The organism is Kribbella sp. NBC_00482 (assembly GCF_036013725.1).
Taxonomy (GTDB): Bacteria; Actinomycetota; Actinomycetes; order Propionibacteriales; family Kribbellaceae; genus Kribbella.
In genome coordinates this window covers 2,093,454-2,116,369 of the sequence record NZ_CP107881.1, presented here as the reverse complement: position 1 = coordinate 2,116,369, position 22,916 = coordinate 2,093,454, and the positions used below count along the sequence as shown (strand labels likewise).

Genomic DNA, 22,916 nt, shown 5'->3' with positions numbered 1-22,916 from the left:
ACAAGGTTGTCAGCCCACGCCCGGCCGGAATCGTCTCCCGCCGATCACGCGCGGTCAAGGCTTCGTCGCGTTCGGTCCGCGTTGGGGTCGGAGTTTTCCACAAGTGGCAACGCGATCGGGCTGCGACAGGCACAGGCGGTAACTACAGTTACCTTGCGCGGTCCGCTGGGGAGACCGCACGTTCTCGGGAGGACGTAGTGGTGGCTGTGGAACGCGCCGGGCCGGTCCGTCGGCAGCACACCCACCTGCTCCTGCCGCATGCCGCGCTGGACGCCCCGCAGCGAGCCCTGTTCGAGGTGGCATTGCGTCCGGCCGGCTGGAGCGCCGATCCGGACGACACGTCGACCATGTCCCTGCGCTGGAACCGTGGCGACGCGGCTCTGCGACTGCAGACACTCGGCTGGTTTCCGCTCCTGGTGACCGTGGGACCGATGGGCAAGGCGACCGGAGTCCACCGGGACGCCGCCGCGCGGCTGACCTCGGCGGTGCTGGCCGGCGGCGGGAAGAGCTTCACAGACCGGCAACTGGTCGAGTACCTGCCGCAGGCCCAGGCGCGCTGGCAGCGGGCGCTGCTGGAACGTCGACGGTTATCCACAGCCGAGCGGATGCTCCAGGCACGGCGCTGCTCGTCCTGTGGATCGTGGTCCGACCTGTCGGCGACGCACTGCGCCGGATGCCGCCGGCGGTTCACCACAGCTGATGATGCGGAACGGGACTCGACGGTCAGCCGTGCCTCTGCAACCGTCAAGGAAGCGGAGGCGATCCTGGCGGACCTGGCGCGTGGCGTGGTCCTGGACCGGCTGAACGGTGCGGCACATGGCTGAGCCGGCAGTCGCGACCCGTGAGGCCGAGCAGTGGGGTTGGGAGTACCGCGGGCGAGAGGTCGTGGTCGTAGAGCACCAGGACCCGCCCGTTCCCGCCGTACCGCCGCCGTCGGAGCTCGCGACGCTCGAGACCAAGCGTGCCGCCGCCCTACGGATGCGTCCCGTCCTGACCTGGACAATGGTCGCGGCCGTCGTAGCGGCCGTCGTGGTCGGTGTCGTCGTCGATCCGTTGGTGGCGCTGGCGCCTGCCGCAGTGGCGATCGGCCTCGGCTGGCTGTGCTGGGGACGGCCGGAGCTGCTCCGACGGGCGGCCGTCAAAGAGCATCAGCTGTGGTTGGCCCACTGCGTCAGCACGATGACCCGGTTCGAGCGCGACGTTCAGGCGTGGCAGCAGGACCTGAGTGATCGGGAGCAGACCAAGTCCCTGCAGGTCAGCGCCGTACGCCCGTGGGTGCCGGTCGGCCCGGTGACGAAGGAACGCGTCGACCTGTACGGCGGGACTGCCGCGGGCTGGCGTGCTGCGCTGCTCGCGATGGGGAGCTCGCTGATGAGCGCCGGCGGGCGGCTGGTGGTTCTCGACCTCACACAGGACGCCGTGATCGAGCCGCTGCGCCAGATGGCTTCTGAGTACGGTGCGCCGATCCGGTCGGCGGTCGTACCGGACGAGGCGCGTGCGCTGAACCCTCTCACCGGTCTGAGCGCTGATGAGATCGGTGTCGTGGTCGCCGAAGGGTTGCGCGCGGCGGAGCCCGAGCAGAGCGAGTCGCGTGGTGTCGACGCGACCCTGGTGCAGCAGGTCGTCGAGTGCCTGACGGATGCTCCGGTCACCTTCACGAGACTGCATCTGGCGTTCCAGGTGCTGCTGCGACAGCTGACGCCGGATCAGCGGGCTTCGTTGACGCGGGCCGAGTACACGAAGCTGTCCGACCTGTTGAGCGAGGCTGCGCGGCGTACGGCGGAGGCACGGCTGTTCCGGCTGGCCGCTGGTGTGCAGCGGCTGTCCGCTGTGACGGGTGACGCGCCGATGGACGGGTGGGAGGACGACGACGTCTCGCTGCGGGTGTTCGAGCTGTCGCATCGCGAGCCGGAGCTGACCGCCTCGTTGCTCAGGCATCTGTTGTTCCAGATCACGATGGTCCGGATTCAGCGCGGCCAGCTGTCAGGGCGTGGTGAGCGCATCGTGGTGATCGCCGGTGCCGACGCGGTGGCGCGGCCGGAGCTCGAGCGGTTCGACAGCATCTGCCGACGCAACGGGATCCGTCTTGTGCTGCTGTTCGCGCATCTGCGGGACGGCGCGGTCGAGCTCCTCGGCGGCGGGGACGCCGTACTGTTCATGCGCCTCGGGAACGCAAAGGAGGCCGAGCAGGCCGCGACCTTCATCGGGCGGCAGCACCGGCTGGTGGCTAGCCAGTTCACCTATTCACATGGGACGAACACCTCCACGTCGACGTCGGACAGCACGACGCGCGGCAACAGTTCGTCGACGAGCGATTCGGTCGGCGTGCAGACGTCGGACAGTCGGCAGGCGACGTTCGGGCTGTTGTTCAGTCGGCGGCATCGAACCGGGTCGAAGACTTCGGGCGAGCAGTCCTCGTCGTCGACCACAGGCGGTACGTCGTGGTCGGAGTCGACCTCGAGTTCGGCGTCGAGCGGGACCACGGAGAGTACGTCGGTCGGGTATCAGCGCACGTACGAGTACTCCGTCGAGCCGACCGTGCTGCAGGGGTTGTCGCCGACTGCATTCGTGATGGTGGATCCGCTCGATCCCGCGAGTCCGCGGCTGGGTGATTGCGATCCACGGTTGGGTGCTTCGTGAGCTCGCACCGTGTGATTCCGCGGTGGCGCGTGACCTCGGTGCCGTTGGCTGGTGGACCGGACACGGATCTGGCACAGCGGCTGACGGCGCTTCGGCGTGGGTTGTTGCCTGCGTTGATGCTGCAGGCGTCGGCGGGGCGTCCGTTCAGTTGCTGCTGGACTCGCGCGGTGGCCGGTGGGCCGATCGAGGTGCGGGTGGGGATCGAGCCTGTGGACGGCGCGGTCTCCTATCCGGTGGGTGCTCGGGCGATCGCTGCGGACGCCGTCGACTTCCCTTGCTGGGTGGGTGTTGACGGCGTGCACGACGTACTCACTGCGCTGCCCGAGGCCGAGGCCGAGCCTGCCGGGACGCTGGAGGATCTTGCGGAGGCGTTGCCGGCTTTCGCCTGGTTGGTGCGGGCCTCGCCTCTTGGCGTGCAGGAGCGGGGCGAGTTGCTTGACGATCTTCATCTGCGGATGACGATCGGGCTGGACCGGGAGAAGATCTCGGGGCGGGACGCGCTCGAGCTTGAGCGGAGTCGTGCTCGCTACCGGGATTTCTCCGCGGCGCAGGGCGGGCTGTGGTCGGTGGAGATTCTTGCTGGTGGGGTTGATGAAGCCAGTGCGGCGCTGGTCGCGCAGACCTTGTCCGGGGCGGCTGACTTGCATGCCACGCCGTACGCCTTGACAGCTCAGGGCGAGGGTCGCCCTTTCGAGGCGACGGGGGAGTTGCTGGCGGCGGTCGCGCGGCCGCCTGTGCGGGAGATCGCCGGTGTTCGCGTGGTCGAACAGGTGCGTTTCGACCTGACGCCCGAGACGCCGGCGGACGGGATCCCGCTCGGGGACGTCATCGACGCGTCGGGGCGCGCGGTCGGGACCATGACCGTTTCGCGGGACACGTTGAACCGGCACGCGTTCGTTGCCGGTGCCACCGGTTCGGGCAAGTCGCAAACGATCCGCCACCTGCTCGAGGGCCTCACGGCGGCCGCCGTACCGTGGCTGGTGATCGAGCCGGCGAAGGCGGAGTACGCCGGGATGGCGGGCCGGCTGGGTTCGGAATCCAGCGTCGCGGTCGTCCGGCTCGGCGATCCGGACGCCGTACCGCTGAGCCTGAATCCTCTGGAACCGGAGGCCGGGTTCCCGCTGCAGACGCACCTCGACCTCGTCCGCGCGCTCTTCCTGGCCGCCTTCGAGGCGAACGAGCCTTTTCCACAGGTCCTCAGTCAGGCGCTGACCCGCTGCTACACCTCGTTCGGCTGGGATCTCGCGCTGAGCCGCGGCGGCCCGCAGTACCCGACGCTCGCGGATCTGCAGCTCACCGCACGGGACGTGGTCGACGACATCGGGTACGGCGCTGAACTCGCCGCCGATGTCCGCGGTTTCGTCGACGTCCGCCTCACCTCCCTGCTCCTCGGAACACCCGGCCGGTTCCTCGGCGGCGGCCACCCGCTCGACGTCGCGGACCTGCTCAGCCGGAACGTCGTACTCGAACTCGAGGACGTCGGCGACGACCAGGACAAGGCGTTCTGCATGGGCGTCGTACTGATCCGCCTGATCGAACACCTCCGCGTCCGTCGCGGACCCGCCTCCGGCCTGCGCCACGTCACGGTCGTCGAAGAGGCCCACCGGTTGCTCAAGGCAAGCACTGACGGCACCGCCGGTCACGCCGTTGAGATGTTCGCCGGCCTGCTCGCCGAGATCCGCGCGTACGGCGAAGGCATCGTGGTCGCCGAGCAGATCCCCGGCAAGGTCATCCCCGACGTCGTCAAGAACTCCGCCCTCAAGATCCTGCACCGCCTCCCCGCCGCCGACGACCGCGAAACCGTCGGCGCCACCATGAACCTCGACACCCCCCAATCCCGAGCCGTCGTCTCCCTCCCACCCGGCCAAGCCGCCACCTTCACCGACGGCATGGACCGCCCCATCCTCCTCCAAATCCCCCACGGCGAACCCCGCGAACGACGAGCCGCTTCGCCGCCAACCGTGGCAGCGGCCGGTAGACGTAGCAGTGTCTGCGGAGTCAGCTGTCACGGTCGCCTCTGCACGGTTCGCAACATCGCCGACGCCGCCCGATTCCTTGAGAACAACCCCAGGTTCGTCCTGTGGGTCGAACTCCTCACCGTCGCCCATCTGGCTGCCGCCCCGAAACCGGTGCCTGCTACCGCCTGGTCGTTGGACGAGGTTTCGCCGGCGGTGCTGGAGTGCGCGATCGCCGAGGCAGTAGGAGTGGCCGTGTTGGGGCGCTCGGAGGCGATCGAGGACGACGTCGCCCCGGCGCTATTGATCGATCATTTGGCCGAGGTCGTCCTCGGCACCGTCCGACAGGAAACGATCAGCTGCCCGACAACAGAGATCGAGTGGCAGGCCGGGGTTTTCCGGTTCGCGGACGTGGCAGACGCACTGCGGACGTACGCCGGGCCGTTCGATGCACCGCACCCGCTGACGGGGCAGTGGGAGGCGCGAGGGCTGAAGCTCGGGGGGCTGACGATCGGGGAACAGATCGGCAGCTACTTGAAAGGCCAACCCGCCAAGGCCTCCCCGATGCTGCTGTTCGGAGATGGCACCCTCCTCCGCGCCGCCGCTAATCTGTCCACGGCCACCGGGCCGTACGCCCAGTTGATCACCGCGGCCCGCGGACTAACAGTTCCCGGCAGTTGGCACCGCCACGTATTCCGGATGCTGGAAGCGATGGAGGGCTAGCGGCATGGATCGACCGAGGCACAGAACAGAACCCGTCGAACCCAACCGCCCCTCCGACAGCCCACCAACCCCCGGCACACCTGCCGACCCTGCCGCCAGTGACGCGTTCGACCGCCGGCCAGACCCTGAGGCCCACAGCCAGCAGGGCCTCACCGGTTCCGGTGACCGAACAGTCGAGGAGCGGTCCATGGCCTCGGACGAATCCGGCGAGGACCCGACTGGCTCAAGCCGGGACGCCCGTCAGGATGGCGTGGCGGATCGCTCCGTGGCCAAGCCGGCTGATGACGCCGCAGACGCTCTGCGCGAGCCAGGCCGAGATGACGCAGACACGACTGCAATCTCAGGGTCGGCCGACGACTCGACATCGACTGTTCGGGATGTCTCCGACCAACTGCCCGCAAACCTGCGTGAAGAGATGCTCCGGGACCCGAGATTCACCCGCCTCGGCTGGGGAACCAACGACCACTCGGACTCAGAACAAGACGACGACATCGATCCTTCAGAGCACGTCGAGGTCCGCCCCTCCGAGACCGAAGACAGCCCGCCGCCGGACCAGCCCGACATCGTCAACGAACTGCTCGTTGCGGACACCGCCGCGGCTCAAGGGGCAGATGATGAACTCACCGAAGCCGACGAGACGGCGATCGACGAACGGGTCAGCGATCCGACGCATCACGAATCGTCGGAGGCAGCGGCCGAAGGCGACGACACCGGCCAAGCCCGGGAGGATGTCGATCAGAACCATGGGACGGACGATGTCGCGGCCGCTCTCAAGCTCGACACCGAGGTCAACGGCGAGCCGATCAAGGCCCGCTTCGACCGCTGGGACCCTGAGAGGATAGCGATGTCGCGACCTCCGAAACCCGAAGTATCGATGACGAGTGACGTGCAGACCGACGAGCTGAGCGAAGCAAGCGACCGACGCGCAGAGGATGTGCGAAACGGAGTCGCCTACATCGCCGCGCACCAGGACTCCCGTCCGTGGCTGGCGCCGGCGGCCAACTGTGAGCCGATGGTTCAAAGCGTCTACGCTTCGATCGACCTGTCGGATGGCCACGGCCATATCCGGCACGGCGCGATGGGGGCCGACGAACTGCAGGCCCGCAGGGTCGCCTTCAATGAAGACCCTGCACAACGTGATCCGGAGAAACGGGCTCTCGGCATCGACGGCATCGACCCCACCAAGCAACACTACTGTGGCAGGGATTCGACACGAATCCACGACGCAACGGCTCTCGCAGCGGTCTATGTGATGGCGTCCGAGCATCCCGACGTACGTGCGGCCCTGGATCAACCTTTCGACAACAACATGCAGCCTCGTGACATCTTGGTGCCGATCGTAGAACTCCTGGGGCCGAACGGGCACGAGTTCTGTTCGGGCTTCACGTTGAACGGCTGGCCGGAGGCGAAGGCTGCGCGCAAGGAATGGCTGCACGCGATGCGAGCCGGAGCAGATGTCTCGGATCTCCCGGCCCCGGAGGTCGCGCGGATTCCGACGTTCGAGGGCGGTGACATCAAGATCGTCTTCAAGCGGAATCCTGAAACCCAAACCTACGGGATCTACACACTCTTTCCGCGTCCGTTCGAAGAATGACTGAGGAGACCCACGTGAGCTACTCCGGTGAGTACTGGCTGAAGCATAGGGATGCACCGTTCGCGACGTTCCTGTCGGTCGTACAAACGCATCTCCACTCCGAGGCCGATCCGGGCAACTTCTCTGCTCTCAAGCGGCGAGCGCAGGGAGACCGCCAGGATGACACGGAGTTGCAGACCTTCAAGGCAGAGTTTTGGCGCCTGCTGAAGGGTGAGCGCGATGGGCTGACGGGCGACGCCTTGAGCCTCGCCGCGGACGGCGACGACTGGAAGACGGATGACGAGTTTTTGGTGTGGTTGTGGCGGGAGTTGTATCCGGGCGAGGCTTTGCCGGCTGAGGGGTGAGGGTGTGGCTGCGGCTGATGTCCAGGTGTTTCCGGGGTGGGATGGGTGGCCTGCCGCAGAGGAGGAGTTGAGCAGCCTTCTTCCGTGGGTGGTTGAGGTGCGAGTTTCGGAGTGGAGGGACTGGGACTCCGCGGCTTCCGGGTGTGGGGAGCGGCCCGCACCACAGGAGCGCCTCAGGGCGCAGTACGCGCACGCACGAGACGTTATTGGAGCAATCGGAGCCGGCCGATGAGTGACCGACGAGAGCAGGAGATCAAAGACGCGATGGCGTATGTTGCCGCGCGCAAGGAGCGGAGGCCCTGGCTGATCCCCGTGGCGGAGTGTGATCCGCTGGTTCAGCGGGTCTATGCGTCGATCGATTGTGGTCTCGGCCATTCGCACAAGCGTCACGCGGCGATGGGTGACGACACGTTGTACCGGCGGCGAGTTGCCTATGCCGAGGACCCCGCGCAGACGCAACAGCGGCAACGAATGATGGGCTTCGACGGCGTCAGACATGACCGACAGCACCTGTGCGGCCCAGAGACGACCAGGATTCACGATGCGACTGCGTTCGCTGCCGCCTTTATGGGTGTCAGCAAACACCCCGAAGGACGCCGTGCACTGGACACGCCTGCGCATGGGGGACGGATCCCTTTCCCGGTGAGAATCCCGATCTCCGACCTGTTGGGTTCCGATGGGTATCGGTCATGCTCGGGATTCGCGTTGGCCGGCGACTGGTCCGAGGCCCTCTATGTGCGTAAGAGTCTCACTTGGGCGCGGTGGACCGGCGCCGACATGACCGACGTCGTACGAGCGGCGGTCGAGCAGATACCGACGTTCGAGAACGGACATGTCATCGTCCGGTTCGTCCCGAACTCCCAGACGGAGGCAGGCGGACAGCAGATCTGCACGATGACGCCTGCGCCTCAGCGACTGCCCACTGGGGAACTGCGGATGGAAGTCACCGACCGGCTGTGGCTCTACCTGAAGGACTTCCCGTTTGCCACGATCCTCAACTTCATGGAGACCTACCTTCACCCCGAAATCCGCTACGACAACTTCACCTACCTGATTCGACGGGTTGCGATCGATGATCCGAACGACAGCGAGCTGGCAACCTTCAAGTCCGAGTTCAAGCGGTTGTTGGCAGGCGACGACCGGATGTCGTACCCGCCTGCTTTGAGAGTCGCGGCCGGCTACGAGGACGAGGGAGACGACCGCCTGTTCCTCACCCGCCTCTGGCGGAAGCTGTATCCACTGGAACAGCCGCCGGGTCGGGCAGCCGCCCGCGGGCACTGAAAGGTGGGTGCGGTGATCACGATGGTCGAGTCTTCATAGTGGAGATGAGTCGATGGTTGGAAGGGATTGAGTTGTCGGCTGGGACGAGATGGGTTGGCATCGGGTATGCGGTGGTCGATGGAGACCTCAAGGCGGCGTTCGCCGTGGATGCCCGCCGCTACGCCGATGACGTGGCCGCACGCGAAGTAGTCAAGGAGGCCGGGACGGCGTTGCGGGAGCGTGGGCAGGCGGGCCAGTTCGAGTTCCACGAGGTCACGGCCGATGAGCCGGTTCCGTTCGATCTTCCCGGGTGGGACGAATACCGAGACCGTGTGCTCCATGGCTGACGTGCGCATCTTCCCCGGATGGGACGACTGGAGCGCTGCGGAGCCCGACCTGCGGGCACTCCTCTCCGATCAGATCGTTGGCGAATTGGGCGTAGCGTTCGATGCCGCGGTCGAGTGGCACGAAGGCCAGACCAGACCGGCCGGCGAACCCTATTGGCAGCATCTGCTTCAGGTGCTGCAAGTGCTGGCGAGCGGCCTCGGCGTCAATGACGTCGATCTGCTCCGGGCGGGTCTGCTGCACGACGTTGTGGAAGACACGCCGGGCACGGGAGCCGATCTGGTGGCGCGGTTCGGGGAGCGTACGGCGGGGTTGGTGGAGGCGGTCACGATTCCGGAGGTTCGCTCGGGGGAGTCGAAGGATGAGGTGCGGACGGCGTACCTGGCGAAGCTCGCGCGGGCGCCGCGCGACGTGTTGCTGCTGAAGCTGTCGGATCGGTACAGCAACGTGCAGCGCTTGCATACGCATCCGCGGGTCGCGAAGCAGCGCTCGTACTACGCGGAGACCGTCGAGCGATTCGTTCCGTTGGCGTCTGTGGATGAGCTGCTGGATGGGCTGTTCAAGCACTGGGCTGACGCGTACTCGTACCTTATGGGTCCGGTCGACAGCATCGAGACTGCCGACAAACTCGCGGCAGCTCTTCACCGGGAGCAGGTCGACAAGAGCGGGGAGCCGTACGTCGACCACGTTCGTGGCGCTGCGGCGATTGCGCGGGCGAACGGCGCCCGTACGGACCAGCAGATGGCGGCGCTCCTTCACGACACCGTGGAAGACACCGCCTGCACGCTTGCGCAACTCCGCGACCTCGGCGGACCCGATTCCGTCGTGGACATGGTCGACGCCCTCACCCGTCGGACCGGCGAATCTCACGACGACTATCTGACGCGCCTCACCCGAACCCCCGATGCCGTCCTCGTCAAGCGAGCCGACATCGAACACAACATCAGCCCGTCACGCCAGAGCCAGCTGGATCCGGCGACACAAGACCGCTTGCGTCAGAAGTACGCCCACGCCGTACGAGTCCTCGACGAGGCCACGACAACACCGCGCCTCGAGCTGACCTCGATCCCACTCCCGATCTCCGCCCAGATCACAACCGACGCACCCAAGCCCAACGCCGAGCCGCACGACCGCCCGCCCCCACCCCGCCGACGAACACAGCGAGCCCGACCACCACAGCGAGCCCGACCAGCGCGAGGAGCCCCAACGAGAGCGATCGGCACTCGTCGGACCGATCCGCCGATCCGCCCCCACCCGACGCTCAGCCGGACCCGTTCGCGTCGTACCCTCCGGATCTCCGCGCCCACATGCACCACGACGACACCCTGTCCCGCCTGCAATACCTCAGCAACGCCCGCCCGGAACCTGCCGAGACGGACGATGTCGTGGAGGGCAGCGATGTAGCCGCGCAACCAGAACCTTGGAGCCGTCGGCAACTTCTCTGCGCGGTATCTCGATCTTCAATGGGATCATTTCAAGGCGAAGGTGGAGCATCACTTGGAGAAGGCGGATCTGATGGCCGGAACGATTGAGCTTGGTGACAGCAATCGCTGGGATGTCCCGTCGTGGGCTTTCAACTTCGTGCTGGACTACCTTGTGAGGAGACTGGACGGTGAGCCGATCGCACAGGAGTTGCGCGAAGTCGATGAAGAGAACGTCGGCTTCTTGAACCTCGGCGAGTTCGAGCCCACGGTGCGGATGCAGGTTCTGTCGCTGATCCACGACGGTCTTGTCGTCGATGCGGAGCAGCGGTTACCGGAGGATCTTCCCGGGCGGGCCGGCGGAATCGCTCGGCTCAACGAACTGGCCGAGCTGGCGGGTGCGGGCCTGCGGTCATAGCTGTGACGCCTTGTGATCGAGCGATGGGTGTGGGCGGGGGTGTGGGGGCGCGGGTAGGTTGAGGGGTATGGACGAACGTGTGCTGGTCACGGGGGCGTCGGGGTTTGTGGGGCGGGCTGTTGTGGGGGCTTTGCGGGGGCGGGGGGTGTTGGTTACTGCGGTGGATCGGGAGCCGCCGGATTCGTCGTGGGATGACGGGGTGCAGGTGGTGACGGGGGATCTTGCGGAGCAGGAGACCTGTATTGCGGCGTTCGAGACGCGGCCTACGGCGGTGGTGCATCTGGCGGCGTTGACGTCGGTGTTGCGGTCGGTGGATGCGCCGATGCAGACCTTTGCGCAGAACGTGACGATCACGCAGGTGCTGCTGGAGTTGAGTCGCGGTAGTGGCGTGGACCGGTTCGTGCTGGCGTCGACCAATGCGGTGGTGGGGGATGTCGGTACGTCGACCATCACCGCGGACCTTCCGTTGCGGCCGTTGACGCCGTACGGCGCGACGAAGGCGGCGGGCGAGATGTTGCTGTCGGCGTACTCGGGCAGTTACGGGATGGCGACCGCGGCGCTGCGGTTCACCAATGTGTACGGGCCGGGGATGTCGCACAAGGACAGCTTCGTGCCGCGGATGATGCGGGCGGCGTTGAGCGGTACCGGCGTGCGGGTGTACGGCGATGGGCAGCAAAGGCGCGATCTGGTTTTCATCGACGACGTGGTGCGCGGCGTACTGCTCGCGCTCGACAGCAAGTACGACGGGCGCGCGATCATCGGGTCCGGACGGTCGGTGTCGGTGCTCGAGATGATCGACGCGGTGCGGGCGGTGACCGGCTGCCCGGTTCCGGCCGAGCACATCGAGGCTCCGGCGGGCGAGATGCCGGCTGTGGTCGTGGACATCACCAACGATCTCGGTTACCAACCGACGGTTTCGTTGGAAGACGGTCTGGCCCGGACGTGGCAGTATTTCAAGACCCCGTGAGCACGCTTCACGGGACAGTGAGGAAGCACTGGCTGCTGGCTGTCTTTCTGGTGGCGGGTCTGGTGCTGCGCGTCCTCGCGACCGTCGCGTACCGGCCCGCGATCATCTACACCGATTCCGTCCAGTACCTGACGAACATGGGCAAGCTGAGCCCTGATCAGCTCAACCCGATCGGGTACGACTTCGTGCTCGGACCGTTGGTGGCGATCGGTGGACTGACCCTCGTCGTCATCGTGCAGCACCTCACCGGGCTGCTTCTCGGTGTCGCGATCTACGCACTGGCGCGCAGGCTCACCGTCTACCGCTGGCTGTCCGCGTTCGCCGCGGCGCCGATCCTGCTCGACGCGTACCAGGTGCAGATCGAGCAGAACATCATGGCCGAGACCACGTTCGACGTGATCCTGGTGGCGATCCTCTGGCTCCTGATCGCCAAGGGTGCGCCGGGCTGGGGGCGCGCGGCAGTCGTCGGCGTACTGGTCGGAGCCGCCTTCACGGTGCGCGCGATCGGCCTGGTCCTGCTGATCGCTGTAGTGCTCTACCTGCTCGTGGTGGGCAGACAGCGCGTACGCCGTACCGCTGCCGCCGTCGCGGGATTCGGTGTCGTCTTCGCCGCGTACGCCGGCTACTACCACGCGGAAACGGGCCGCTGGGGTTTCACCGGCGCCGAGAACCAGGTCCTGTACGGGCGGACTGCCACGGTCGCCAACTGCGACAAGCTCCCGCTCGACGAGGGCACGCGGCTGTTCTGCCCGAAGGAGCCGCTCGGCCAACGCCTCGGCGTGGACAAGTACGCCCACAACCACTACGGCGACCCGAACTGGCCCGGCCCGCTTCCACCAGGTACGACGAAGCGTCAACTGGCGACCGAGTTCGCGCACCTCGTGATCAAGCACCAGCCGCTGGACGTGACGTGGGCGGCGCTGAAGGACTTCGGGAAAGGTTTCGCGCCCACCCGCACCACCTCACCCGACGACGTACCGCTGGACCGCTGGCAGTTCCAGCTGACCTACCCGAACCTCCAAGACGCCAACACTGCAAAGGCTGCAGTGAAATGGGGAGGGTCCGAGCCACAGGTCTCCCACGTGCCTGCGGTCATCCTGCGCACCTATCAGCTCCACGGCGGCTACACGTCCGGCACACTGCTCGCACTGTGCGTGCTGATCGCTCTTGCTGCAGTAGCACGGGCTAAGGAGCTCCGGTCGGCCACACTGTTCCCCGTAGCCGCCGGTGTGATCCTCCTGCTCGGCTCAGCTGCGTTCGAGTTCTCCTGGCGCTACCAACTGCCCGGACTGGTCTTCTTCCCGCTGGCAGGCGCCATCGGCCTCCGTGCCCTGCTCGGCAAGGATCAGGCACGACCTCCGATGGCGGACTTCCCAGACGCCGTGGACTCCGCAGCGATCAAGGAGACGCCGAACTTCGCCCCGGTCGTCGTAGTCATCGCCGCTTACAACGAGGCCGGCGGCATCGGTCCAGTGCTCACCGACATGCCGCGGACCTGCGCCGGTCTCCCGGTCGACGTCCTGGTCGTCGTGGACGGCGCGACCGACAACACCGCCGAAGTCGCCCGTGAACACGGGGCGTACGTGTGTGTTGCCCCGAGCAACCGTGGTCAAGGCGCGGCGCTCCGACTCGGCTATCACCTGGCAGCACAAGGCGGAGCGCGGTACGTCGTCACAACGGACGCGGACGGTCAGTACGACAACGACGAGCTGGAGACCCTCCTGGAGCCGATCCTGCTCGACCGGGCCGACTTCGTCACAGGGTCGCGCCGCCTCGGGGCGGAGGACGCGGACAGCCGGCTGCGCTGGGTCGGCGTCCGGGTGTTCGCCGTACTCGCGTCGATCCTGACCCGCCAGAAGCTGACCGACACGTCGTTCGGGTTCCGCGCGATGCGAGCAGAACTCGCGACAGCAGTGACGTTGCGTGAGCCGCAGTACCAGTCGTCGGAGCTGCTGCTGGGCGCACTGGCGCTGGGCGCCCGCGTGGTCGAGCTGCCGATGACGATGCGCCGCCGCGGTGACGGGAGCAGCAAGAAGGGCCCGGGTGTCGTGTACGGCGCGAACTACGGGCGGGTGATGACGACTACGTGGCTACGGGAGTACGTACTTCGACGGGGTCGGCGGCAGTCTTGGCGAACACCAGCCGGTCGAACAGCACGAACTTCACAATGAACAGCACCGCGTAGGTCCCGAGGTACGACCCTGACACCAGCACGGTCTTCCACAGATGTGATTCCAGAGGTTGCACCAGGCGATCGGTCACCGACGTGACCACAATCGCGGTGACCGCCGACCCGACCACGATGATTGTGTACGGCAACTTCTGCCCGCTGCGGCCCCAGGTCCAGCGGCGGTTGAGCACGTAGTTCGGGATCGCGCCGGCGAGCCAGGCGACCAGCGTCGCGACGATCGCCGCCGTACCGAACCAGTAACACAGGGCGAACGCCACCTGGCTGACCACCGTGGCGATCACGGAGGATGCCGAGTACTTCGCCCACAGCAACAATCGGCTGCGGGAGAGATAGGTCTTGGTGAGAGCGCGCATCGCCGCCTATTCTGCACCCCCACACCAGCCAGCGGCAGTACGGCGGCAATTCTCAGACGATTGCCAGCGAATAGGTGGGGCTGGTCACGTTACTGGAGTGGGTACTCGGGATAGGAAGGACTGTGACGACGTTTCCCGACGGAAGGCGGCCGAGCCGTGCGCGTACTCGTCCTGGGCGGTGACGGCTACCTCGGGTGGCCGACAGCACTGCACCTCTCCGACCGTGGCCATGACACGGCCGTGCTCGACAACATGGCCCGGCGTGGTTACGACCGCGAGCTGGGCGTCCAGAGTCTGGTCCCGATCGAGGATCTCGAGAGCCGGGTAGCGGCCTGGGAAGAGGTCTCCGGCCGGCGGATCCCGGCGTACGTCGGCGATCTGCTCGACGCCGACTTCGTCTACCGGGTGGTCCGCGAGTTCGCGCCGGACGCGATCGTGCACTTCGCCGAGCAGCGCGCCGCACCGTACTCGATGATCGACCGCGAACATGCTGTCTACACGCAGCACAACAACGTGGTCGGCACACTGAACCTGATGTACGCCATCGCCGAGACCAACCCGGACATCCACCTGGTGAAGCTCGGCACGATGGGCGAGTACGGCACGCCGAACATCGACATCGAGGAAGGCTGGCTGGAGGTCGAGCACAACGGCCGCAAGGACCGGATGCTCTACCCGAAGAAGCCGGGCTCGTTCTACCACCTCAGCAAGGTGCACGACTCGCACAACCTCGAGTTCGCCTGCCGGATCTGGGGGATGCGCGTCACCGACCTCAACCAGGGCGTGGTGTACGGGCAGCAGACGGACCAGACCGTGCGGGACGCGCGGCTGGCGACGCGGTTCGACTACGACGCCGTGTTCGGCACGGTACTCAACCGGTTCGCCATCCAGGCGGTGCTCGGGGAGCCGCTGACTGTCTACGGCAGCGGCGGGCAGACCCGCGGGTTCCTGGACATCCGGGACACCGTCGAGTGCATCCGGCTCGCGGTGGAGAACCCGGCGGACGCGGGCGAGTTCCGGGTCTTCAACCAGATGACCGAGAGCTACTCGGTGTCCCAGCTCGCGAGCCTGGTCGCCGAGTGCTTCCCCGGCCCGGTCCAGGTCGAGCAGCTGGAGAACCCACGCGTCGAGCAGGCCGAGCACTACTACAACGTCAAGCACACCGGTCTGGTCGGCCTCGGCCTCCAGCCGCACCTGCTCTCCGACACCCTGATCGAGTCGATGTTCGACATCGTCTCCGCCAACAAGGACCGCGTCGACCCGGCCGCCCTCCTCCCGACAGTCCGCTGGAAGGGCCACCTCAAGCAGTAACTAGACGAAGAAGCAGAAGATGTGACCCACGGGGTCGGCGTACACGCGGACGTCAGGCTGGGGCTGGAAGTCCTGTAGCCGGGCGCCCAAGGAGGTCGCGTGCTCATGCGCGGCCTCCAGATCGTCCACCTTGAAGTCCAGGTGCAACTGCATCTGCTGCTTGTCGGCACTGCTCGGCCAGGTCGGAGGCTGATAGGTGGGCTCACCCTGGAACGACAAGGTGGAGCAGTCGTCCGGGCCGATCGCGGTCGCCCAGCCTTCCTCGTCGTCGCCGAGCTCCCAGCCGAGCAGCCGGCAGTAGAACCGCGCCAGCTCTCTAGGATCCGGCGCATCCAGTACGACGCCCTTCAACGGAATCATTCTCCGCACGCTAACGGCGGCCACCGACAAGAAGTGTGGGAATGACGGCGAGGAAGCGGCCGCGCCGGCCGCGGCGGGACTGTTCGGCGAGCCAACTGTCGGCGTCGTCCTGGGTGATCAACGCCTTCTCGACCGCGGCCGCCGCGGCCGACCTGAGTTGTGGTGCCATCTCCCGGTGGTCCGTGACGACCTCGGTGTGTACGGCGACTTCGACGTCGTGGAAGTCCTTGTCCAGGAGGACGTCGCGGAGCGTTCGGGCGGCGCGGGGTGACACCGTGCGGGACTCGAGCCCGAGGCGGATCACGTCGGTCAGGTCCTGGTCGGAGCTGTCGATCAGCACGAAACCGTAGTCCTGCCCGCCGAGCACGATCCGCCCGCCGGGACGTAGTACCCGATAGGCCTCGGCCACCGTCGGAGCGGAATCCTCGAGCAGATGGAACAGCCGTAACGCGCGGTAGCCGTCCATCGACCCGTCCTCGAGCGGCAGGTCGTCGGACTGCGCCACGTGAAACATCGCCCCGGGCGCGCGCTCCCGGGCCGCCTCGATCGCGTCGGGATCGGCGTCGATCCCGGTCACCTTCAGGCCCTTGTTCGCCAGTTCGGCGACCGCATGACCTGCTCCGCACGCGACATCGACGCAGGTCGCGCCACGTTTCAGCCCCAGCATCCGGTACGACGCCACACGCAACTCCGCCGCCCCGGGACGCTCCTCGATCCGCTCCAGAAAGCTCATACAGTCCACGCTGCAACTTCAGGTGGACCTGAAGTCAATCCATCGACACCTTGTCGAACGTCGTGGTGGTGTAGCGGACGTCGAGGTCGACCTCGTCGCCTACTGCGGGCGGGGCGACCGATGACGGGAGGAACAGCATGCTGGCCTGCATATGCGGCGGTTCGGCGAACCAACGTTGCTTGCCCTCGATGGTGAACGGCGACAGCGCCATGCCGGCCGCGTCCAGGCTGCCCTTGGCCATCGCGATCGCGCGTTGCCGGACGCTCGCTGCCGCGGTCGGGGCCTCCAGGCCGACGCCGTGCGCCGTACCGCCGGAGACGATCAGGATGTGCCCGTCACCGCTGACCCGGCGCTGCCGGTAGCCGACGCGCTCGCCGCGGCGGACCGAGTGCACGTCGAGGACGGTCGCCCGGACCGACAGCGCGCCGCGGTCACCGAGCCACAGGCCGGTGCCCATCCGGAGCTTCACGTCGGGACCGATGTCTGCCAGCTTCTGTGCCGGTACGTGCGATACCCACAGCTTGCCCTTGCGGACGTCGAGCGCCGCCTTGGCCAGTTGCTGAGCCTCGCGGAGGTTGGCCGATGTACCGCCGGCGCCCATCGGGAAGTGCAATGACCAGCCCTCGAAGCGGATCCGGTCGAGCGCGTTCAGCAGCATCGTGTGCCGCAGTTCGCGGGCTCCGATGCCGTGCCGCCGCATCGAGGTCATCACCTCGATCAGCACCCGGCTGCCGGCCGGGATCGAGACCAGGTCGGCCAGCCGGCTGACCGTGTGGATCACGTTCTTGCTCTGCGGCACCTCGAGGAACGGCCGCCACGGCGACAGGACCACGACGTCCTCGCGTGGATCCGCGGGAACCTCGAAGTACGTGCCGACCGCGACCGTCCGCGCGCCGAGCGCGCGGGCCTCTGCGAACAGCCGGTGGTTGCCGAACCCGTACCCGTTGCCCTTGGCGACCGGGACGATGTCGGGGTTCCACGTGGAACGCAGGTGATCACGCCAGCGATCGGAATCGACGTGCAGGACTAGGGGCATGGTGTGTCAACGCCGTCTCATGTAGAGGTCGAATGCGGTGTAGAGCGCCTTGTTCAACGGCAGATCCCACTCACCGACGTACTCGACGGCCTCGCCGCCGGTCCCGGTCTTGAACTGGATCAACCCGACGTGCGGGTCGTTCGGGTCCAAGGTGTCGGTGATGCCCCGTAGGTCGTACACGGACGCACCCGCCGCGAGTGCGTCCGACATCATGCGCCACTGGATCGCGTTCGATCCGCGGACGTCGCGTTTGGCGGTCGAGCTGGCACCGTAGGAGTACCAGGAGTGACCGCCGACCCGGACCCAGATCGTCGACGCGACCAGGTCGCCCTCGTGATGGGCGTTGTAGATCCGGAAGTCACAGCAGTCGGCCGGCTGGTTGGCCATCGCGGCGTACATCTTCTCGAAGTACGGCAGCGGCCGCGGCGTGAAGTGGTCGCGCTCGGCGGTCTCGACGTACAGCTGATGGAAGGCCTTGATGTCTTCGGTCCCGCCCTGCGTCACCTCGACGCCGGCCTTGTCGGCCTTCTTGATGTTGCGCCGCCAGAGCTGGTTCATGCCCTTGAGCAGGTCGTCCGGGGTGCGGCCGGCCAGCGGCACCTGGAAGACGTACTGCGGTTGTCCCGCCGCGAAACCCTCCGCGGTCCGGGGCGGTTTCCAGCCCAGCTTGCCGAGCTTGTCGGCGACAGTGGCGCCGGACGGCTCGATCACGTCCGGGCGGACGTCGCCGAGGCGCGGCTGCTGGCCGCCGGCGATGGCGTCCTTGATCGTCTGCGCGGTCCAGCGCCGGGTCGCCACCGGCGGACCCATCCGGATGCCGAACGCGCCGCGCTCCTGCAGGTGCGCGGCCAGCGGGCGTAGGTAGCTGCCGAGGTCGATCGCGTCCCAGTCGATCACCGGGCCTTCCGGCAGGTAGGCGAGGTACCGCTTCACCTTCGGCATCTGCCGGTACAGCACCAGGCCGACGCCGACGAGGTTGCCTGGATTTCCCGATTCGTACCAGCCGAGTGACTCCGCCTTCCACTCACTCTTCACCGCCGCCCACCCCGGGGTCTGCAGGAAGCTCGCCGACGGCTGAGCCGCGATGTAGGCGGCGTGCTCGTCCGCGGAGATGGTCCGAATGCTCAAGTCACTCACGGTGGGTCAGGTTACCGGCCCAGCCACGTGATCCGTAGCTGAGCCGGTTTCTGATCAAACCTGTGCGAGCAGCTTCTCTGACAGGTCCCACAACCGAGTGGCCGACTCCGGATCGAGGGCGTACTCCGCGACACCGTGCATGGGATCGCCTTCCGTCCTGGGCAGCGCCTCGTTGTTGTCCTCGAAGTAGCGGCCGGTGACGCCGTCGACGAGCGGCGAGGCGGCCAGCAGGACCGACGTCGACGCGCCCTGCTCGACGGTCTTCCACTCGAAGCGGTCCCACTCCCTCTGCAAGTCCTCAGACACGTGCCGCTGCAACGCGGTCCGGATCCCGCCCGGCATCAAGGCGTTGGCGACGATGCCGTCACTCGCCCAGCGCTTGGCCGCCTCGACGGCAAACAGGATGTTGGCCGTCTTGGACTGCCCGTACGACGCCCACTCCTCGTACGGCCTGTTCTCGAAGTGAATGTCCTCGAACACGACGTCCGAGGAGTGATGCGCACTGGAGCTGACGGACACGATCCGCGCCGAGCCGGCTGCCGCGAGGGCGTCGTGCAGCCCGAGCGCGAGGCCGAAGTGACCGAGGTGGTTGGTCGCGAACTGGTGTTCCCAGCCTTCCGGCGTGCGGTTCAGCGGCTCGGCCATCACGCCGGCGTTGTTCACCAGGATGTGCAGCGGGCCGTCCCAGTTGGCGGCGAAGGCGCGCACCGAGGCGCGGTCGGCGAGTTCGATCGGCGCGACGAACACGTGGTTGTTGCCGGTGCTTTCGATGATCTGGGCGGCGACGCGTTCGCCGGCCGCGGTGTTCCGCACGGCGAGGGTGACCTCGGCGCCGGCCACGGCCAGCGCGCGAGCGGTCTCGACACCGATGCCGGACGCGCCGCCGGTGACGACGGCCCGGCGACCGGTCAGGTCGACGCCGGCGACGACCTCGGCCGCGGTGGAGTCATGCGTGAAAGGAGTGGTGATCCTGCTCATCAGGTCGGTTCCTGTTCTACGAGCTACGCTTAACCGGAGGAGCCTCCGGTAATCCCAGTTAAGCGGAGGCACCTCCGGTTATCAAGTCCGCTAAGTTGTGGGGTCACGGGAGGTGGGGGAGATGACCGGCATCAGCGAGCGTCCGCTGCGCGCGGACGCCCAGCGCAACCGGGACCTGATCGTGGCCGCGGCGGCTCGCTCGTTCACGAAGTGCGGTCTCGAGGCGACGCTCGAAGGGATCGCGAAGGACGCCGGCGTCGGCATCGGCACCCTCTACCGGCACTTCCCGACCCGCGAGCTGCTGATCGAGGCGGCGTACCGGAACGAGCTGGCCGCGGTCTGCGACGCGTCCGTGGAGCTGCTGGAGCAACTGCCTCCGGACCAGGCGCTGCGGGCATGGATGGACCGCTTCATCGACTACATGGCCCGCAAGCGCGGCATGGCCGACGCACTGCGAGCGGTCTTCGCTTCCGGTGCGAACCCATACGCGCAGAGCCTGGAGCTCCTCGTCGGGGCGGTGCAGCCGTTGCTCGACGCGGGCGCTGCCGCCGGCCAGATCCGGTCGGACATCTCTGCTGGGGACATGCTGGTGAGCATCGGCGGAGTCGGCGGTGCGGCGGCCGACGACCGCGAGCAGGCGGGTCGCCTACTCGACCTGCTGATGGACGGCCTCCGGTACCGCGCATGAAGGTTGCTTTGGTGACCGGGTCCGCGTCCGGCATCGGAGCGGCGACCGTACGGCGGTTGGCCGCGGACGGGATGACCGTCGCGGTGCACTCGCGATCCAGCCGGTCCGCCGGAGAGTCGTTGGCCGCGGAGCTCGGCGGCTCGTACCACCAGGCCGACCTTGCCGACGACGCGGCCGCTCAGGCTTTGGTGCCTGAGGTGGTGGCCGAGCACGGGCGTCTCGACGTACTCGTGAACAACGCAGGCATCAGCTGGCCGGTCCCACACGCGGACCTCGACGGGCTGACCGCGTCCGACTGGCGGCAGCTGCTCGACGTCAACCTGATCGCCCCCTGGCTGTTGTGTACGGCGGCCCTCCCGGCGCTCCGCGAGTACGGCGGATGCATCGTCAACGTGACGAGCCATGCGGGCGTCCGCCCCAAGGGAAGCTCGATCGCGTACGCCGCCTCGAAGGCCGCGCTGAATCACGTGACGAAGTTGCTGGCTGCCGCGCTCGGACCCGACGTACGGGTCAACGCGGTCGCACCCGGTCTCGTCGACACACCACTCACCGAGTCGTGGACCGAGGCCCAGGACCTGTGGAAAACCTCGAGCCCGATGCGTCGCGCCGCCCAGCCGACCGACGTCGCCGACCTGATCTCGGCAGTTGTCCACAACAGCTACCTGACCGGTGAAGTCATCCTGCTCGACGGCGGCCTGAACCTGCGCTAGTTCTGTCGGTGCAGCCTCCTACGATCGCGGGATGTCTTTGGGTCGGGACTTCCGTCGGTTGTGGGTCGCGTTCACGGTCAGTGCGTTCGGATCGGCGGTAGGGCTCGGCGCGCTGCCGTTGGTTGCCGTCATCGCCTTGGACTCCAGCACCTTCCAGGTCTCGATGCTCGCCGCGTTGTCCGCGGTGGCCGGCGCGGCGCTCGCGTTGCCGATGGGTGACTTCATCGAGCAGCGGCGGAAGCGACCGGTGATGATCGCGTCCGACCTGGTGCGGTTCGCCGGTCTGGTCTCGGTGCCGATCGCGGCGGCGTTCGGCGTACTGACCTATACGCACCTGTGTATCGCGGGGGTGCTTCAGGCGGCCGGGACGATCGCGTTCCAGTCGGCGAGTGGCGCGCATCTGAAGGTGCTCGTGCCGGCCGAGGGACGGGCCGAGGCGAACAGCCGGTTCGAGCAGACGAACTGGGTCTCGCTGAGCATCGGTCCGGCGGTCGGCGGTGTGCTGGTCAGCCTGGTCGGTGCGACCGTCACGCTGGCGGTCGACGCGGTCTCGTTCCTCGGATCGGCGCTCGGTATCCGGCGGATCCAGCAGCCCGAGCCGGAGCCGGTGAAGCGGGAGGGTAAGCGCGACATCACGGCAGGGTGGCGGTACATCCTGCGGCACCGCGGGCTGCGCATCCTGTTCTGGAACTCGCAGCTGTTCGGCGGGCCGGTGATGATGACGTCGCCGTTGCTGGCGGTCTTCATGCTGCGGGACCTCGGGCTGTCGGCGTGGAGCTACGGAGTGATGCTCGGCGTCTCCTGCATCGGCGGAGTGATCGGCGCGCGGATGGCGCCGCGGCTCACCCGGCGGTTCGGACTGCAGTGGATGCTGGTGGTGTTCGGCGTACTGCGGGCGCCGTGGCTGCTGCTCTTCCCGCTGGCGCCGCACGGGTGGGGCGGATTCGTGCTGCTGACGGTGGCGGAGACGGGGTTGCTGGTGGCAGCAGGTGCGTTCAACCCGTCGTTCGCGACGTACCGCATGGAAGTGACCGAGGACGGGTTCATGTCGCGGGTCGTGGGGTCGTGGTCGATCAGCTCGCGGTGCGTGCAGCCTGCGTTCATGGCACTCGGCGGCGTGCTCGCGACGGTGGTCGGGATGCGCGGGGCGCTGTGGGTCGCAGGCATCTGCTGCACGCTGAGCGCCGTACTGCTGCCTTGGCGAGCGGCTAGACCAGCTGCATTGCCTGAGCCAGTCTGACGATCGGGCCCATGACGCCGTCGGGCTGCTCATCGAGGTAGGCGGCAGCGTCGTTCGGTGGGAGCACGAGCACCTCGGTGACCTGTTCGCCGTCCTCGGGGTTTGTCGGCTCCTGCTCGATGACGACGTCCGCGACGTAGTTCGCCCAGTACGAGACCGGGTGCGGGAGGTGTGGGCGGTACGGTCCGGGGCGGCGGTGGTCGGCTCGGTGCGCGCCCAGCCAGGTGAGCGGACCGGTCAGGCGGGCGCCGGCCTCTTCGAGTAGCTCGCGGTGGACGATCTCCTCGATCGTCTCGCCCGGTTCACGGGTTCCGCCGGGCAGGAAACGCCAGCCGAGATCGTTGGTGCAGACAACGATTCCGCCGGTGGTCCGGCCGACGACGTGGACGTTGCTGATCAGCTCGTCCGGCGGCTTCTCGACGGTGTACCGGACATCGAGGTCGCCCCACTCCCAGTAGCCCGGTGCGAACAGGTCGGGGAACCGCTCCGCCCAGGTCTGCATAACCTCATTC

Annotated in this window: 22 protein-coding genes; 15 read left to right on the top strand and 7 right to left on the bottom strand. The window is 67.3% G+C overall.

Annotated features, from left to right (window positions below):
- Positions 1-200: 200 nt before the first annotated feature.
- From OHB24_RS10675 to OHB24_RS10625, 11 genes are all read left to right on the top strand, one after another.
- Positions 201-824 carry a hypothetical protein gene (locus tag OHB24_RS10675; protein WP_327638809.1) on the top strand — a complete coding sequence of 208 codons (624 nt, stop codon included), beginning with the start codon at positions 201-203 and terminating at the stop codon, positions 822-824.
- A complete protein-coding gene (locus OHB24_RS10670; protein ID WP_327638808.1) occupies positions 817-2,640 on the top strand; it encodes a hypothetical protein in 1,824 nt (607 codons plus the stop codon). Before OHB24_RS10675 ends, OHB24_RS10670 begins: the two co-directional genes overlap by 8 nt.
- Complete coding sequence (locus tag OHB24_RS10665; RefSeq protein WP_327638807.1) at positions 2,637-5,318, top strand: ATP-binding protein; 2,682 nt, start codon at positions 2,637-2,639, stop codon at positions 5,316-5,318. Before OHB24_RS10670 ends, OHB24_RS10665 begins: the two co-directional genes overlap by 4 nt.
- 187 nt (positions 5,319-5,505) lie before the next feature.
- Positions 5,506-6,912, top strand: coding sequence for a hypothetical protein (locus OHB24_RS10660; protein WP_327638806.1), 1,407 nt, complete (start codon positions 5,506-5,508; stop codon positions 6,910-6,912).
- Positions 6,913-6,926: 14 nt separating this feature from the next.
- Positions 6,927-7,256, top strand: coding sequence for a hypothetical protein (locus tag OHB24_RS10655; RefSeq protein WP_327638805.1), 330 nt, complete (start codon positions 6,927-6,929; stop codon positions 7,254-7,256).
- A 228-nt stretch (positions 7,257-7,484) separates the two neighbouring features.
- Positions 7,485-8,537, top strand: coding sequence for a hypothetical protein (locus tag OHB24_RS10650; protein ID WP_327638804.1), 1,053 nt, complete (start codon positions 7,485-7,487; stop codon positions 8,535-8,537).
- Between the two features lie 110 nt (positions 8,538-8,647).
- The gene (locus OHB24_RS10645) at positions 8,648-8,863 is read left to right on the top strand and encodes a hypothetical protein (RefSeq protein WP_327638803.1); all 216 of its coding nucleotides are present in this window, start codon (positions 8,648-8,650) and stop codon (positions 8,861-8,863) included.
- Positions 8,856-10,265, top strand: coding sequence for an HD domain-containing protein (locus OHB24_RS10640; protein WP_327638802.1), 1,410 nt, complete (start codon positions 8,856-8,858; stop codon positions 10,263-10,265). The genes OHB24_RS10645 and OHB24_RS10640 overlap by 8 nt, the downstream gene beginning before the upstream one ends.
- A 93-nt stretch (positions 10,266-10,358) precedes the next feature.
- The gene (locus tag OHB24_RS10635) at positions 10,359-10,700 is read left to right on the top strand and encodes a hypothetical protein (protein WP_327638801.1); all 342 of its coding nucleotides are present in this window, start codon (positions 10,359-10,361) and stop codon (positions 10,698-10,700) included.
- Between the two features lie 67 nt (positions 10,701-10,767).
- Positions 10,768-11,667 carry an NAD-dependent epimerase/dehydratase family protein gene (locus OHB24_RS10630; RefSeq protein ID WP_327638799.1) on the top strand — a complete coding sequence of 300 codons (900 nt, stop codon included), beginning with the start codon at positions 10,768-10,770 and terminating at the stop codon, positions 11,665-11,667.
- Positions 11,668-11,684: 17 nt separating this feature from the next.
- On the top strand, positions 11,685-13,838 hold the full coding sequence (locus OHB24_RS10625; protein WP_327638798.1) for a glycosyltransferase: 2,154 nt from the start codon (positions 11,685-11,687) through the stop codon (positions 13,836-13,838).
- Here OHB24_RS10625 and OHB24_RS10620 read toward each other — a convergent pair.
- Positions 13,750-14,211 carry a GtrA family protein gene (locus OHB24_RS10620; RefSeq protein WP_327638797.1) on the bottom strand — a complete coding sequence of 154 codons (462 nt, stop codon included), beginning with the start codon at positions 14,209-14,211 and terminating at the stop codon, positions 13,750-13,752. The two genes, OHB24_RS10625 and OHB24_RS10620, sit on opposite strands and share 89 nt — an antisense overlap.
- Positions 14,212-14,367: 156 nt before the next feature.
- On the opposite strand from OHB24_RS10620, the gene OHB24_RS10615 reads away from it, so the two are divergent.
- The gene (locus OHB24_RS10615) at positions 14,368-15,522 is read left to right on the top strand and encodes an NAD-dependent epimerase/dehydratase family protein (protein ID WP_327638796.1); all 1,155 of its coding nucleotides are present in this window, start codon (positions 14,368-14,370) and stop codon (positions 15,520-15,522) included.
- On the opposite strand, the gene OHB24_RS10610 is transcribed toward OHB24_RS10615, so the two are convergent.
- The 5 genes from OHB24_RS10610 to OHB24_RS10590 are packed head-to-tail and all read right to left on the bottom strand — an operon-like array spanning position 15,523 to position 19,766.
- Entirely contained in the window at positions 15,523-15,882 is a 360-nt protein-coding gene (locus OHB24_RS10610; RefSeq protein ID WP_327638795.1) for a VOC family protein, read from the bottom strand. It lies immediately after the preceding gene.
- A gap of 10 nt (positions 15,883-15,892) precedes the next feature.
- Positions 15,893-16,615 (bottom strand): methyltransferase domain-containing protein, encoded by a 723-nt coding sequence (locus OHB24_RS10605; protein ID WP_327638794.1) that lies wholly within the window; start codon positions 16,613-16,615, stop codon positions 15,893-15,895.
- A 34-nt stretch (positions 16,616-16,649) separates the two neighbouring features.
- Positions 16,650-17,651: an alanine racemase gene (locus OHB24_RS10600; protein ID WP_327638793.1), complete on the bottom strand. Its 1,002-nt coding sequence runs from the start codon at positions 17,649-17,651 to the stop codon at positions 16,650-16,652.
- Positions 17,652-17,657: 6 nt separating this feature from the next.
- On the bottom strand, positions 17,658-18,788 hold the full coding sequence (locus tag OHB24_RS10595) for a lipid II:glycine glycyltransferase FemX (RefSeq protein WP_327638792.1): 1,131 nt from the start codon (positions 18,786-18,788) through the stop codon (positions 17,658-17,660).
- A 54-nt stretch (positions 18,789-18,842) separates the two neighbouring features.
- Positions 18,843-19,766, bottom strand: a complete 924-nt coding sequence (locus tag OHB24_RS10590; protein WP_327638791.1) for an SDR family NAD(P)-dependent oxidoreductase — start codon at positions 19,764-19,766, stop codon at positions 18,843-18,845.
- A 121-nt stretch (positions 19,767-19,887) separates the two neighbouring features.
- On the opposite strand from OHB24_RS10590, the gene OHB24_RS10585 reads away from it, so the two are divergent.
- From OHB24_RS10585 to OHB24_RS10575, 3 genes are read left to right on the top strand one after another with little or no spacing between them, the layout of a single operon-like run.
- Positions 19,888-20,454, top strand: coding sequence for a TetR/AcrR family transcriptional regulator (locus OHB24_RS10585; RefSeq protein WP_327638790.1), 567 nt, complete (start codon positions 19,888-19,890; stop codon positions 20,452-20,454).
- A complete protein-coding gene (locus OHB24_RS10580; protein WP_327638789.1) occupies positions 20,451-21,164 on the top strand; it encodes an SDR family NAD(P)-dependent oxidoreductase in 714 nt (237 codons plus the stop codon). The genes OHB24_RS10585 and OHB24_RS10580 overlap by 4 nt, the downstream gene beginning before the upstream one ends.
- Before the next feature lie 31 nt (positions 21,165-21,195).
- Positions 21,196-22,404, top strand: a complete 1,209-nt coding sequence (locus OHB24_RS10575; RefSeq protein ID WP_327638788.1) for an MFS transporter — start codon at positions 21,196-21,198, stop codon at positions 22,402-22,404.
- On the opposite strand, the gene OHB24_RS10570 is transcribed toward OHB24_RS10575, so the two are convergent.
- Positions 22,373-22,906, bottom strand: coding sequence for an NUDIX hydrolase (locus OHB24_RS10570; protein WP_327638787.1), 534 nt, complete (start codon positions 22,904-22,906; stop codon positions 22,373-22,375). The genes OHB24_RS10575 and OHB24_RS10570 overlap by 32 nt on opposite strands.
- Between the last annotated feature and the right edge of the window lie 10 nt (positions 22,907-22,916).

What these genes read in the sequence shown, in the direction of transcription:
- OHB24_RS10660 (WP_327638806.1), top strand. Translation starts at nt 5,506, where the DNA reads ATGGCCTCGGACGAATCCGGCGAGGACCCGACTGGCTCAAGCCGGGAC.
- OHB24_RS10610 (WP_327638795.1), bottom strand. Translation starts at nt 15,882, where the DNA reads ATGATTCCGTTGAAGGGCGTCGTACTGGATGCGCCGGATCCTAGAGAG.
- OHB24_RS10600 (WP_327638793.1), bottom strand. Translation starts at nt 17,651, where the DNA reads ATGCCCCTAGTCCTGCACGTCGATTCCGATCGCTGGCGTGATCACCTG.
- OHB24_RS10640 (WP_327638802.1), top strand. Translation starts at nt 8,856, where the DNA reads ATGGCTGACGTGCGCATCTTCCCCGGATGGGACGACTGGAGCGCTGCG.
- OHB24_RS10670 (WP_327638808.1), top strand. Translation starts at nt 817, where the DNA reads ATGGCTGAGCCGGCAGTCGCGACCCGTGAGGCCGAGCAGTGGGGTTGG.
- OHB24_RS10590 (WP_327638791.1), bottom strand. Translation starts at nt 19,766, where the DNA reads ATGAGCAGGATCACCACTCCTTTCACGCATGACTCCACCGCGGCCGAG.
- OHB24_RS10650 (WP_327638804.1), top strand. Translation starts at nt 7,485, where the DNA reads ATGAGTGACCGACGAGAGCAGGAGATCAAAGACGCGATGGCGTATGTT.
- OHB24_RS10585 (WP_327638790.1), top strand. Translation starts at nt 19,888, where the DNA reads ATGACCGGCATCAGCGAGCGTCCGCTGCGCGCGGACGCCCAGCGCAAC.
- OHB24_RS10580 (WP_327638789.1), top strand. Translation starts at nt 20,451, where the DNA reads ATGAAGGTTGCTTTGGTGACCGGGTCCGCGTCCGGCATCGGAGCGGCG.
- OHB24_RS10630 (WP_327638799.1), top strand. Translation starts at nt 10,768, where the DNA reads ATGGACGAACGTGTGCTGGTCACGGGGGCGTCGGGGTTTGTGGGGCGG.
- OHB24_RS10605 (WP_327638794.1), bottom strand. Translation starts at nt 16,615, where the DNA reads ATGAGCTTTCTGGAGCGGATCGAGGAGCGTCCCGGGGCGGCGGAGTTG.
- OHB24_RS10620 (WP_327638797.1), bottom strand. Translation starts at nt 14,211, where the DNA reads ATGCGCGCTCTCACCAAGACCTATCTCTCCCGCAGCCGATTGTTGCTG.
- OHB24_RS10575 (WP_327638788.1), top strand. Translation starts at nt 21,196, where the DNA reads ATGTCTTTGGGTCGGGACTTCCGTCGGTTGTGGGTCGCGTTCACGGTC.
- OHB24_RS10570 (WP_327638787.1), bottom strand. Translation starts at nt 22,906, where the DNA reads ATGCAGACCTGGGCGGAGCGGTTCCCCGACCTGTTCGCACCGGGCTAC.